The organism is Nesterenkonia sp. (assembly GCF_029265375.1).
Classification (GTDB): Bacteria; Actinomycetota; Actinomycetes; order Actinomycetales; family Micrococcaceae; genus Nesterenkonia.
In genome coordinates this window covers 35,648-48,638 of sequence record NZ_JAJUJJ010000008.1, presented here as the reverse complement: position 1 = coordinate 48,638, position 12,991 = coordinate 35,648, and the positions used below count along the sequence as shown (strand labels likewise).

Sequence of the window (12,991 nt, the reverse complement as noted above, 5' to 3'; positions counted from 1 at the left end):
ACCTCAGGCGTGGGTGCTGCGCTCGGTCCGCGCGTGGGCGGCCGTCTCCAGCTGGAATGTCGCATGCTCCACCGCGACGTCGAAATGCTCGGCCACGCAGCTCCGCAGCTCGGCGAGCTTCTCCGGGGCGCAGCCGTCGGTGAAGCACTCGTCATCGAGCACCACATGGGCAGAAAGCACAGGCAGCCCGGTGGCCACAGTGGAGGCGTGCAGATCATGGACATCCTGCACGTGGTCGATCTGCAGAATGTGCTGCCGCACCTGGTCCACATCCAGCCCGCGCGGGGCGAACTCCAGCAGGATGCGCCCGGTCTCGCGCAGCAGCACGGCGGCGCGGGGGATGATCACACCGGCGATCAGCAGCGCTGCCACCGAGTCGGCCTGCTGCCAGCCGGTGAGCCAGATGATCACAGCTGCCGCCATCACCCCCGCCGACCCCAGGGCATCGGCGAAGACCTCCAGGAACGCAGCGCGCACACTGAGGTTCTCCCGCCGCACACCGGCCAGGATCCGCAGCGAGATCAGGTTGCCCACCAGCCCGGCGGCCGCGAAGGCCAGCAGCTGCACCGACGGAATCTCCTGGGGCGAGCTGAGGCGCTGCACCCCTTCCACCACGGCATAGACCCCCATGGACAGCAGCAGCGCCGCCTGCAGCAGGCCTGCCAGGATCTCCGCACGGCGGTACCCCCAGGTGCGCGAGGAGGAGGGCGCTCGCAGCATCAGCCCGGCGGCGGTGACCGCTGCCACCAGGCCGATGCTGTCGGCCGCTGAGTGCACCGCATCGGTCAGCAGCGCCAGCGAGCCGGTCAGCCACGCGCCCACCGCCTGGGCGGCCACCACTGCCGCGGTCACCGCGCAGCACAGCAGCAGCCGATCCCGGTGCCCGGCGTAGTCTGCCGCTGCAGGGTCACTGTGGCTGTGCTGGTGGCCGAAGCTCATGCGTTCACAATAAGCCCGCCCAGTTGAGAATGCCTAAGGTGAGAAGCCTGCGCAGAAGAGTTATCACCGGCGCCCGCCGGCCTGCGCTGACGCCGGCCGCCGCGCTCTCCTATTCTGGTGCTATGAGCATTGAGCCGGCCCCCACCTTCAGCACAGAGTTCACCTCAGGAACCTTCGCCCGCATCACCGGCCGCGTCCAAGGGGTGAACTACCGCCGCTCAGCCAAGCGGCAGGCCGATGAGCTGGGTCTGATCGGCTGGGTCCGCAATGCCGACGACGGCGCGGTGGAGATGCTCATCGGCGGGGCCGGCCCTGCCGTGGACTCGCTGCTCAGCTGGTGCCGCTCCGGCCCCTCCAAAGCGGAGGTGAGCCAGGTGGAGACCCGTGAGGCGACCGAGGAGGAGCTGAAGACCCTGCCGGAGAGCGGGTTCGAGGTCCGCCGCTGAATCAGCCGGCCCCTCACTCAGCCCGGCGACCCTGCAGCCGACTCCTCGTCGGCGGTCTGCGGGGTGGTCAGCCCCAGCTCTGCCGGCAGCTCCTCGCTGCGTCCGAGCACATGCTCGGCCAGGAACGCGAAGACCACCTGGTACCAGACCTTGGCGTGCTGGGGCTTGAGAATCCAGTGGTTCTCATCCGGGAAGTACAGGAACCGGTGGTCGGTGGCGCCGTCGTCGTCCATTGGGCGTCCCGAGCGCTCCAGCAGCTCATACCAGAGCCGCAGTCCCTCTCCGATGGGCACCCGATAGTCCTTGTCCCCGTGGATGACCAGCATCGGGGAGGTGATCTTCTCCACGTGGCGGTGCGGTGAGTGCTGCTCCTCCATGGCGGCATCGATCTGCCGGCGCCAGAACGGGGACATATCAGTGGTGGGGCCGAACTGGTCCAGCGCCCAGAGGCTGGCGTGGGTGACGATCGCCCGGAACCGGTCGGTGTGTCCGGCCACCCAGTTGGCCATATAGCCGCCGAAGGATCCGCCCATCGCCGCGGTGCGGGTCTCGTCGATGTCCTCGCGGGCCACCGCGGCATCGGTGATGCTCATCAGATCGGTGTAGGGCTTGTCTCCCCAGGAGTTCCACCCGCGCTGGATGAAGTCCTGCCCGTAGCCGGTGGACAGCGCCGGGTCCGGCAGCAGCACGGCATAGCCCTTGGCCACCGCCAGCCACGGGTTCCAGCGCCAGGTCCAGGCGTTCCAGGAGTTCAGCGGGCCGCCGTGGATCCACAGCAGCATCGGTGCCGGTGAGTCGGCAGCGGCCTCTGCGGGCAGCGCCAACCACGCCCGGAGGCGCGCCCCGTCCTCAGCGGTGGTCTCCACCTCGGTGAGCGTGCCTGGCAGCTGGGGCCGCTCGGCCGGATTCGGCAGCCGGGTGCTGTCCCCGGTGGCCAGATCGATCCGGGCCAGCTCGGAGGGGAATGCGTAGCTGGAGCGCACGCCGTAGGCGGTTGTGCCGTCGGGGGAGACCCGCACCTCCGAATAGGTGGAGTCCTCGGAGGTGAGCCGCGTGGTGCTGCGCTGCTCCACATCCACCCTGAAGATGGGGCCGCGGCCGTTCTCATCAGCCAGCGCCAAAAATCCTGAGCCGTCGGGGAGCCAGTCGGCAGGGGTGAGCCACAGGTCCACATCCTCGGTCAGCGCGGTGAGCTCCCCGGAGTCCAAATCCAGCAGGTGCAGCACCGGGCGCATGGCCTGCTCCGGGGTGGGACGCCGGGAGATCCCGACGACGGCGCGGCGCGAATCGGGGCTGATGATGCCCGGGGTGTGGGTCAGGTTTGGGTCATCCAGCAGCACCTCCCACTGGCCGGAGCGCAGGTCCACCCGGGCCACAGCGGAGCGCATATCCGCCCCGGCCTCCGGGATGCGCAGCGCGAAGAGTGCGAAGCTGCCGTCGGGGCTGATATGCACATCGCCGCCGAACCGGTCCCCGATCTGCTCGGTGACCCGGCGCAGGCTGCGCCGGGCGGGCTCGGCCGGCGCAGCAGCGGCTGGCGCCTCAGCCTCCTGCGGCTGGTCCTGGCCGAGCACGAACAGATTGCTGCGGGCCGGGCCGAGGTCGTGGTCCCAGAACCGGACCGGGTAGCCGGAGTGCAGGATGGCCTTCACGGAGGAATCCTTGCGTGCTGAGTGCAGCCGCTGGTGCTCCTGCTCGGTCTGGGCACCGGGCAGAACAGAGGCGGTCACGGCCACCACGTCGGCGTTGCGTGCGCAGGCCACCGATTCCACCCCGCCGGGGCGGCGGTTGACCACATATGCCTCGCCGCCGCCGGCCGGCAGGCACCACAGGGCGGTGTCGTCGTCGTTGTCCTGCTCGTCCGGCCGGGCGGAGGTGAAGTAGAGGTCGCCATCGGCTGAGAACACCGGTGAGGCCTCGCCCTTGGCGCTGCGGGTCAGCCGCCGCGCCGGGCGCTCGCCCTCCGGGTCCACCTCCCACAGGGCGGTCACATAGCCGTCCTTGGCGGTGTTGAGCGTCTGGACGGTGGTCACCAGACGGCGGCCGTCCGGGCTCAGCGCCAGCGAGGCGATGCGCGGGTGGGCGACGTAGTGGTCAAGGTCTGTGAAGGTCTGATCAGCCATGCACCAAGTCTGCCACGGCAATGGTTGCCTCACGCAACTATATCGGTGGTGCCGGTGAGGTCGCCGCGCGCCGCTCAGCGCCGGGAGAGTGTGCGGAAGAACCAGAGGTAGAACGCGCTCCAGCACCCAGCGAACACCATGCTCACCGCCGGCTCGGGCAGCCGGGGTGCGGCGCGGTGAGCTGCCGCGGCAGCACCGGAGGCCAGCAGCGTGACCGCGGCGAAGCGCAGCAGCCGGGCGGGCACGCTCCAGGCGAGGAAGCTCACCAGCGAGCGGCCCTGCAGTCCGGAGGCGCGGGCGTAGAGCTTGTACGGCACACCGCGGGTGGGCCCCCGCATCAGGCTGCGGTGGCCCTCGTGCTGCAGCTCGGCCTCCACCTCCACTACCATCTGCTCCGAGACGGCCGGCACCTTTGCCATCCATCGGCGCGTAGTGCGCTCAGGCATTCGGCGGCTCCACAGGTAGGTCACTGTGCCCCCGGTCATCGCCCCGCCGAGGGCTGAGAGGCAGCACGTCAGCGCGCGCCGCGGCCGGCGCAGCCCCACCCAGGAGGTCCACACATCCGGCACCACAAAGAAGAAGGTGGCCTCGGCGAAACCCCATCCGGCAGCCACGCTGTGATCAGCGACACGTCCCATGGGAATGACCATATACTGGCCGCGGAACGCAGCGGGAGGGCCGCAGCCAGACAGGAGGCCGCATCGTGGCGCCGCAGCCGGCAGAAGACCGACGTCAGATCCCCCAGCGCAGCTCAGCATGGGCCGCGCGGGCCGCGGACCTGCTGGCTGCTGCGCGGCTGACCCCCAACCAGGTCTCGGTCGGCTCAGTGATCGTGGCCGCCGTCGGCGCTGCTGGGCTGGTGGCCTCCGCCTTCACTGAGGAGGCGGTGCGCGCGGCAGTGCTGGCCGTCGCAGCGGTGTGCATCCCGCTGCGGCTGCTGCTGAACATGCTCGACGGCATGCTGGCGGTGGAGAAGGGCATGCACTCTCCAGTCGGCGAGATCTACAACGAGCTGCCGGACCGCATTGCCGATGCGCTGCTGCTCGGCGCTGCCGGAGTCGCCGGCTCCGGCGTGGTGGTGCCGGCCGGGCTGGACGTGGGCCTGCCGCTGGGGCTCCTCGCAGCGGTGCTGGCGGTGCTCACCGCCTATATCCGCACCCTCGGCGCGGCCCTGGGGACCCGGAACTTCTTCGACGGCCCGCTGGCCAAACCTCACCGCATGTGGCTGCTGATGGCCGCCTGCCTGCTCGCCGCAGCTGAACCATGGCTGCCCTGGAGCAGCGGCTGGGTGATGCTGGTGGCCGCCGGCGTCATCGCGCTGGGCTCACTGTTCACCTGCATGCGCCGCACCCGCCGTATCAGCGCAGTGCTGCGCTCCCGCGGCAGCGAGGACGCAGCGTGAGGCTCACCCAGCTGGCCCGCCGGGGCCTGGCGCGCACCATCAGCGCAGCCGCGGGGGCCCGTGTGGTGGACCAGGCCTCAGCGCTGCCGCAGCTGGAGCAGGCGATCTTCTACGCCAATCACTCCAGCCATCTGGACTTTCTCACCATCTGGGCAGCTCTGCCGGAGCACCTGCAGCAGCGGGTCCGTCCCATCGCGGCGAAGGACTACTGGGGCTCCGGCCTCCGCCGCAGCGTGGCAGAACGAATCTTCAACGCCTACCTGGTGGAGCGTCACGGCTCCTCCGCTGCGCGCACCCGCGGCAGTGACGCCGGTGTGAGCCCCAAAGGCCAGATCACCGGGATGACGCAGGTGCTCGACGCCGGGGACTCGCTGATCATCTTCCCGGAGGGCACCCGCGGCGACGGTGAGACGATCGCGGAATTCCACTCCGGGCTGTACCGGCTGGCCTGCCACAATCGGCAGATCCCGGTGATTCCGGTGGCCCTGGCGAATCTTGGGCGCATCCTGCCCAAAGGGGAGATTGTGCCGGTCCCGCACCTGTCCACTGTGGTGTTCGCCCCGGCGATGCACGTGGGAGCTGAGGAGGACAAGGACAGTTTCCTCACCCGGGCCCGCGAGCAGCTCATCAGCATGCTGGCCCAGCAGGATCAGCAGCAGGGTGAGCAATGAGCATCGGGCTGCTGGATTCGACGTCACTGGCTCTGCTGGCCGGAGTCGGCGCGGTGCTGGTCATCGCCACACTCATCGCCTGGCTGCTGGGGCGCCGGATCGGACCCACCGGAGTGATCATCAACCTCAAGCAGCGCATCGCCGCCTGGTGGCTGATGGCCGGCCTGATCGGCGCGGTGCTGGCGGTGGGGGAGACCGCCACGGTGCTGCTGTTCCTGCTGATCAGCCTGTTGGCGCTGCGCGAGTTTGTGACCATCTCACCGACTCGGCGCGGGGACCATAAGGTGCTGGTCTGGATGGTGTTCATCATCCCGGCGGTGCACTACTGGTTCGTCTGGGAGCACTGGTACGGGATGTTCAGCGTCTTCATCCCGGTCTACGCGTTCCTGTTCCTGCCGGCGCGCAACGCGCTGGCCGGCCAGACCGATGGGTTCCTGCAGCGCACGGCCACCATCCAGTGGGCGCTGATGGTCAGCGTCTACGCCATCAGCTACGCCCCAGCCCTGCTGCAGCTCCCGGTGGCCATGGAATTCGGCCGCGAGGCCGCCGAGGGTTCACCCCCGGGCGCCGGAGGAGCCGCCGGCGCCCAGCTGCTGCTGTTCCTGCTGCTGGTGGTGCAGGGATCCGATGTGCTGCAGTACATCTGGGGCAAGACCATCGGGCGGCATCCGATCGCGCCGCGGGTGAGCCCGAATAAGACCTGGGAGGGGTTCATCGGCGGGGTCCTTTCGGCCACGGCCCTGGGTGCGGCACTGTGGTGGATCACTCCGTTCACTCCGCTGCAGGCCGCGGCCCTGGCGCTGGTCTCCTGCGTTATGGGCTTCGCCGGAGGTCTGGTGATGAGTGCGATCAAGCGCGACCGCGGCATCAAAGACTTCGGCAGCCTGATCTCCGGCCACGGCGGAATCATGGACAGGCTGGACTCCCTGGCTTTCGCCGCGCCGGTGTTCTTCCACCTGGTGCGCTTCTTCTTCTCCTGAGCTCAGGCGGGCAGCCCCGGGCCGGTGCTGGGGTCCAGACCGAGAGATTATGCTGGGCGGTCATGAACAGATCCCACCGTGCCCTCGTGCTGGCCGCAGCCACTGCGCTGCTGGTCAGCTCCTGCGGAGCAGATGACGACGACGCCGGCACCGAACCGACCGCCGCGCCGGAGAACGCCGAGGCCGATCAGCAGGCCGAAGACCAGCAGGAACAGGTGCAGGAGGAAGAGGTCTTCGCCGAAGCTGAGATCACCGATCAGGCCGGCAACCCGCTGGGAACGGTGACCGCCTCCCACACGGAGGAGGGTGTGCGCATCGCCGCCGAAGTGCACAGCCTCACCCCGGGGTTCCGCGGAATCGGCATTCACGAGACCGGAGTCTGCGAAATTGCCTCGGCCGACGAGTTCGGCCAGATCGGCGATTTCCTCTCCGCAGGGGAGCTGCTGGCCGGCAGCCCGGAGGAAGATCTGGGCACCGTGGAAGGTGAGGACGAGCTGGCCGAGACCCCACCGGCCGAAGAGGGGGTGCCGGAGAACTCGCAGGAGGACACCACCGACCAGGCAGAACCTGGCCAGCCCACCACAGAACAGCCCAGCACAGAGCAGCCCGGTACTGGCCAGCCGGGCACTGGCGAGGACCAGGGGCACCCGGCACCGCCGCAGGGAGCCGAAGCTCCCGGGGGCTCCGCCGCGCCCCAGGCCTCCGGTGCAGTGATCCGCCCAGCCGCCTACCTGCAGTCCCAGCCCGGGGCGACCGCGCCGCCGCCGCAGACCGACCCCGAAGCGGAGATCGACCGTCCCGAGCGCGCCGGGGCGCTGCCGAACCTGCTGATCAATGAGGACCGCACCGGCTACCTGGAGACCATCTCCCACCGGCTGACCGAGGAGCTGCTGCTGGACGGCGACGGCGCCGCGGTGATCATCTACACCGCGGCCGACCACCACGGAAATATTCCGCAGCGCTATGCCCCCTACGGGCCCGATGAGGTCTCACGGACCACCGGGGACACCGGCGACCGTGTCGGCTGCGGAGTGCTGGAGCCCAGCGGCGGAGACCAGTGAGCGGTCTCACAGCACTTTGCTGGAGGGAATCCGCTGTGGATATAGTCGGGGGAACAATCTGGTGTGCCGGGAAGTCTGGTCGGCGAGCTGAGAAGGCTGTGTCACCTGGGGTTCACGCGGGCCTGGGTAGGATGCACTCTCGGCATCTGACCGATGCAGGACCCCGACTGCCCAGGAGGCCGCCTGATGGAGACCTCGCTGCTGCCGTGGCCGTTGGCGCGGCGGTCGGCAGCCGACGTGCGCAAGGAGGCTGCTGATCAGTGACTCTGATGGTCCTCCTCTTCCTCACCCTGCTGCTGGTTCCGGCAGCCGCCGCCCTGCACCGCGTGCTGAAGCGTGACACCGGCTGGTTCGCCGCCGCTGTGCTGGCCGTGCTGGGCGGGCTGACTCTGCCCTGGCTGCCCGGTGTGGCCGCCGGAGAGATCACCGCCGAGCATCTGCCCTGGATCCCCAGCGCCGGTGTCGGCATCTCGCTGCGCCTGGACGGGGTGGCCATGGTCTTCCTGCTGCTGGTGCTGCTCATCGGCGCCCTGGTGATGGCCTACAGCGCCCGCTACTTCGCCCCCGGAAAGAAGACCGGCGACTACTACGTGTGGATGCTGCTGTTCGTCTTCTCAATGTCCGGCATGGTGCTGGCCGATGATCTCATCCTGCTGTTCGTCTTCTGGGAGTTCACCACGCTGTGCTCCTTCTTCCTGATCAACCGCTCCGGGGACAAAGCCCCGGCGCCGGCCCAGCGCACTCTGCTGATCACCATGGGCGGCGGCCTGGGGCTGCTGATGGCGGCCCTGATGATCATCTCCGCCACCGGCACCTCCAGAATCTCCGAAGCCCTGCAGCATGACGTCTGGCAGCAGGACCCGGGATTCACCGCCGTGGTGGCAGTGCTGGTGGCGCTGGCGGCCTTCACCAAGTCCGCGCAGTTCCCCTTCCATATGTGGCTGCCCGACGCGATGGTCGCCCCCGCACCCGTCTCCGCCTATCTGCACGCGGCCGCGATGGTCAAGGCAGGCGTCTACCTGCTGCTGCGGTTCTCCCCGGTCTTCCACGATGTGGCGCTGTGGCAGGCGATGCTGCTGACCAGCGGACTCATCACAGCGCTGATCGGCGCGCTCTTCGCGCTGCAGCGCCACGACATCAAAGAGATCATGGCCTTCTCCACCGTCTCCCAGCTGGGATTCCTGGTGGCGATGATCGGCGTCGGCACTCCCACCGCACTCTCGGCCGCCGTGATCCATGTGATCGCCCATGCGCTGTTCAAGGCCACCCTGTTCATGATGGTCGGCATCGTGGAGGGTCAGGCCGGCTCGCGCGATATCCGGGTGCTCAACGGCCTGCGGCGCACCATGCCGGTCAGCTTCGCGATCACCGGCGTGGCTGCCCTGTCCATGGCCGGTGTGCCGCCGATGCTGGGCTTCGTATCCAAGGAGAACCTGCTCAAGGGCTTCCTCTCCGCCGGCGAGGACGGCAGCTTCGGCTCCGGACTGACCTGGACGGTGACGCTGCTGGGCGTGCTGGCTGCCGTAGGGACCTTCGCCTACTGCGGGCGGATCGTGCTGGGCATCTTCACCCGCTACAGCGGCGCCGGCGCTCAGGATGAGCCGCAGCGGCCGATGGAGACCGACGCGGCAAAGGAGGCCCCTGCCGCCTTCTGGCTGCCGGCCATGCTGCCCGCCGCTGCCGGTGCGGTCCTGGGGATTGTGCCGCAGCTGCTCGACGGGGTGGTCACGGCCGCAGCCCGCGCCGCATCGGGCACCGACTACACCTCCCACTTCCACCTGTGGGGCGGTCTGAGCACGGACCTGATGCTCTCGGCAGTCATCATGGGCATCGGCCTGGCGGCGGTGCTTGCCCGCACCCGCGTGGACTCTGTGGTGCCGCGTCGGATCCTGCCGTTCACCGGTGTGCAGGCGGTGGAGGGCATCCGGGAGATGCTCATCCGACTGGGCCGGCGCGCCGGGGATCTGACCCGCACCGATATGCACGGCCTGCATCTGACGGCTCCGGGCCTGATGCTGGTGGGACTGCTCATCGCAGGCCTGATCGCCGCCCCAGCAGTGGGCGAGCTGGAGCCGGGCAGCACGCGCACCGCTGACTGGCTCTTCATCGCACTGATGGTGGTCCTGCTGGCCGGTGCCGTGATCACCACGAACCGGGCGGCCGCCGTCGTGCTCGCCGGCGGAGCCGGGTTCATCGTCTCGGCCTACTACTTCACCCTCGGCGCCATCGACGTGGGGCTGACTCAGCTGCTGGTGGAGATCCTCACCGTGGTGATCTTGGTGCTGGTGCTGCGCAAGCTGCCCTCGACCTTCCACCGGGTGCGGCGGTCCCGGACCGTGCTGGCGGCCCTGGTGGCCGCGGGCTTCGGGCTGATGGCCTTCACCGCCACCTATGCCCTGACCGGACGCCGTGGCCAGCATGAGGTGGCCCGCTACTACCTGGAGAACACCTACGACCAGACCGGGGCTGACAATATGGTCAACTCCATCCTGGTCGACTTCCGCGCCCTGGACACCTTTGGGGAGCTCACCGTGCTGGGAATCGCCGGCTTCGCGATTCTTGCGGTGCTCAACTCGGCGTTCTCCACCTCGGACAACCGCTCGGAGCAGGCCAAATGGTGGGAGGGCACGCCCCTGGGCGATGCCGAGAACAACACCACCGCCATGCGCAGCGTCTTCAATTGGGTCGCCCCGCTGATCGTGCTGTTCTCACTGGTCCTGCTGGTTCGCGGACACTACGAGCCCGGCGGCGGATTCATCGCCGCCCTGGTGGCCGGCGGCTTCTTCGCCCTGCGCTACCTGGTGGCGCCCTCGGACTCGGCGGTCAAGCTGCGCTGGGACTACGCCCTGGTGATCGTCGGAGGAATCCTGATCGGCGCCGGCACAGGTCTTGCCGGCCTGTTCGGCGGCTCCTTCCTCACCCCGCTCACCTGGGACATCCCGCTTCCCTGGGGCGGCCACTACCACTTCACCACTGCACTGGTCTTTGACGTGGGCATCTACCTGGCGGTCATCGGCACAGTCCTGGTGGCCCTGGACAGGCTGGGGCAGGCCCAGCGCTATCCCGCCGAGCTGCTGAAGGCCTACCAGCGGTCCCACGGTCTGCCGCAGCAGGACGCCGGTGCAGGGGCCGTCGGCGCAGACCCCGGTGACGTGCCCCCGCAGGTTGCCGAAGTCGAACTGTACGGCCAGCGGGCCCGCGGGAAGGGGGATCAGCAGCAATGAGTACCGCAGTGATGGTGGGGCTGCTCACAGCAGCCGCGGTCTACCTGTTCATGCAGCGCGGGATGGTGCGCATCATCCTCGGCTTCGTGCTGATCTCCCATGCCGCCAATCTGGTGCTGTTCTCCGCCGGCAACACCGCATACCGGGGGCTGCCGTTCGTCTCCAACGAGGCCGGCGACCGGGCTGACCCGCTGCCGCAGGCGTTCGTGCTCACCGCAATCGTCATCGCCTTCGCCATCACCATGTTCATGCTGACCCTGGCGATCACCACCACCACCGATGACGACACTGAGGGCAATGATGAGGCCCCGGCTCAGGTGGTGGCCACGGCCCACGCGCTGCGCAGCGGCTCGGTGCCGGTCCAGCCCCAGCCCGGTGAGCAGAGCCACCACGGCAGCGGCCCCGACCGCCCCGCCGAGCAGGCCCAGCGGGACGACGGCGCAGCGGAGCCGCCTGCCGGCGATGCCGCAGCCGGTGAGCACGGGGCCGAGCAGCGGCTGGACGATGAACGAGGCGAAGGAGGGCAGCAGTGACCCAGCTCACCGGGACGCTGCCCGGAACCCTGCCCCTGCTGGCCGGGGTGCCGCTGCTGCTGGGAGCGCTGTGCGCGGCCCTGCGCACCCAGCGCATGCTGAGGCACATCATCAGCTTCACCACCCTGGCAGCCATCCTCTGCTACGGACTGCTGCTGGTGGCTGTCACCTCTGACGGCACCGTACTGGCCCACCAGGTGGGGCTGTGGGACTACGGAGTGGCCATCCCCTTCGTGGTGGACGCCTTCTCCGCGCTGATGCTGAGCTTCGTGGCAGTGCTGGGCATCGCCAGCGTGCTCTTCGCCGCTGCCACCCATGAGGCGCGGGCCCGTTTTTACCACCCCTTCGTGCTGTTCCTGTTCGGCGGAATCTCCGGCGCGCTGATGACCGGGGACATCTTCAACCTCTTCGTGTTCATCGAAGTGATGCTGCTGCCCTCCTACGGCCTGATGGCCATGATGGGCGCCAAACTGGGCGCCCACGGGGCTCGCATCTTCGTCACCGTGAACCTCATGGCCTCCACGCTGCTGCTCAGCGGCGTCGGCCTGGTCTACGCCACCGCCGGCACCGTCAACCTGGCTCAGCTGCAGGGGGCCGCCTCGGAGGACCCCGCAGTGGCAGTGGCAGCCGGCGTGGTGCTCTCGGCGATCGCCATCAAAGCCGCCGTCGTGCCCGCTCACGGCTGGCTCACCCGCACCTATCCGATGACCTCCCCGGCAGTCACCGCGCTGTTCTCCGGGGTGCACACCAAGGTGGCGCTCTACGCGATCTACCGGATCTACTCTGTGGTGTTCGACGGCGACTCGCGGTTCCTCTGGGTTCTGCTGGGCATCGCCGCGCTGACCATGGTGATCGGTGTGCTCGGCGCTCTGGGGGAGACCACGGGGCGGTCAATCCTGGTGTTCCACATGATCAGCCATGTCGGCTACATCATGATCGGCGTCGGGCTGTTCACCCTGTTCGGCCTGACCGCGGCGATCTTCTATCTGCTGCACCATATGATCGTCAAGGCCTCGCTCTTCCTGTCGGTGGGTGCTCTGGAGGAGACCTACGGCACCTCTGAGCTGCAGCGGCTGGGCGGGATGATGCGGCGCGAACCCTTTGTGGCCGCCGTGTTCATGATCGGGGCGCTCTCCCTGGTCGGCCTGCCGCCGTTCTCCGGGTTCGTCGCCAAGTTCACCCTCATCGGCGCCACCATCGACGCCGGTCACCTGTGGCTGGCCGTGGTGGCTGTGGTGGTCAGTGTGCTGTCGATGGCGGCCATGATGCTCATCTGGACCCGCGTGTTCATGGGCCCCGAGCCTGAGGGACTGGAGGAGCGGGCGCTGACCTACCAGACCGCCATCCACGGAAAGCGCTACCTCAGGGTCGAGGCCCAGGCCGAGGAGCCCTCCCTGGACATAGGCCCGCCGACCAGAGCCACTATGCGGGTGCTCAGCGGGGAGCGTCCGGTCCGGGTCGCGCCGAAGCTGATCCTCCCGGCAGCTCTGCTCGCCGCAGTCACCCTGAGCCTGGGATTGGGCGCTGAAGTGCTGTTCGATGTGGCCGGAACCGCCGCGGAGAATCTGCTGAACCTCGAGGGATACGTCGATGCAGTGGAGGGAGCGTAGTC

At 68.8% G+C, this 12,991-nt stretch carries 11 protein-coding genes; 8 read left to right on the top strand and 3 right to left on the bottom strand.

From position 1 onward, the window contains the following. Positions 1-3: 3 nt before the first annotated feature. The gene (locus Q1K09_RS04970; RefSeq protein ID WP_300343753.1) at positions 4-939 is read right to left on the bottom strand and encodes a cation diffusion facilitator family transporter; all 936 of its coding nucleotides are present in this window, start codon (positions 937-939) and stop codon (positions 4-6) included. Positions 940-1,061: 122 nt separating this feature from the next. Here Q1K09_RS04970 and Q1K09_RS04965 point away from each other — a divergent pair, with 122 nt between their 5' ends. Then, the gene (locus Q1K09_RS04965; protein ID WP_300343752.1) at positions 1,062-1,385 is read left to right on the top strand and encodes an acylphosphatase; all 324 of its coding nucleotides are present in this window, start codon (positions 1,062-1,064) and stop codon (positions 1,383-1,385) included. Between the two features lie 17 nt (positions 1,386-1,402). On the opposite strand, the gene Q1K09_RS04960 is transcribed toward Q1K09_RS04965, so the two are convergent. Together Q1K09_RS04960 and Q1K09_RS04955 are read right to left on the bottom strand one after the other, a co-directional pair. Further along, complete coding sequence (locus Q1K09_RS04960; protein ID WP_300343751.1) at positions 1,403-3,508, bottom strand: alpha/beta fold hydrolase; 2,106 nt, start codon at positions 3,506-3,508, stop codon at positions 1,403-1,405. Positions 3,509-3,582: 74 nt separating this feature from the next. Further along, on the bottom strand, positions 3,583-4,146 hold the full coding sequence (locus Q1K09_RS04955; protein WP_300343750.1) for a hypothetical protein: 564 nt from the start codon (positions 4,144-4,146) through the stop codon (positions 3,583-3,585). 65 nt (positions 4,147-4,211) lie between these two features. On the opposite strand from Q1K09_RS04955, the gene Q1K09_RS04950 reads away from it, so the two are divergent. From Q1K09_RS04950 to Q1K09_RS04920, 7 genes are all read left to right on the top strand, one after another. Further along, positions 4,212-4,910, top strand: a complete 699-nt coding sequence (locus Q1K09_RS04950) for a CDP-alcohol phosphatidyltransferase family protein (RefSeq protein WP_300343749.1) — start codon at positions 4,212-4,214, stop codon at positions 4,908-4,910. Next, positions 4,907-5,581: a lysophospholipid acyltransferase family protein gene (locus Q1K09_RS04945; RefSeq protein WP_300343748.1), complete on the top strand. Its 675-nt coding sequence runs from the start codon at positions 4,907-4,909 to the stop codon at positions 5,579-5,581. The genes Q1K09_RS04950 and Q1K09_RS04945 overlap by 4 nt, the downstream gene beginning before the upstream one ends. Further along, positions 5,578-6,561: a phosphatidate cytidylyltransferase gene (locus tag Q1K09_RS04940; protein ID WP_300343747.1), complete on the top strand. Its 984-nt coding sequence runs from the start codon at positions 5,578-5,580 to the stop codon at positions 6,559-6,561. The genes Q1K09_RS04945 and Q1K09_RS04940 overlap by 4 nt, the downstream gene beginning before the upstream one ends. A gap of 62 nt (positions 6,562-6,623) precedes the next feature. Continuing rightward, a complete protein-coding gene (locus tag Q1K09_RS04935) occupies positions 6,624-7,622 on the top strand; it encodes a superoxide dismutase family protein (protein WP_300343746.1) in 999 nt (332 codons plus the stop codon). Between the two features lie 269 nt (positions 7,623-7,891). Next, positions 7,892-10,846: a DUF4040 family protein gene (locus Q1K09_RS04930; protein ID WP_300343814.1), complete on the top strand. Its 2,955-nt coding sequence runs from the start codon at positions 7,892-7,894 to the stop codon at positions 10,844-10,846. Continuing rightward, complete coding sequence (locus Q1K09_RS04925; protein ID WP_300343745.1) at positions 10,843-11,379, top strand: sodium:proton antiporter; 537 nt, start codon at positions 10,843-10,845, stop codon at positions 11,377-11,379. The genes Q1K09_RS04930 and Q1K09_RS04925 overlap by 4 nt, the downstream gene beginning before the upstream one ends. Further along, positions 11,376-12,989 carry a monovalent cation/H+ antiporter subunit D family protein gene (locus Q1K09_RS04920; RefSeq protein ID WP_300343744.1) on the top strand — a complete coding sequence of 538 codons (1,614 nt, stop codon included), beginning with the start codon at positions 11,376-11,378 and terminating at the stop codon, positions 12,987-12,989. The genes Q1K09_RS04925 and Q1K09_RS04920 overlap by 4 nt, the downstream gene beginning before the upstream one ends. The last annotated feature ends 2 nt before the right edge of the window (positions 12,990-12,991 follow it).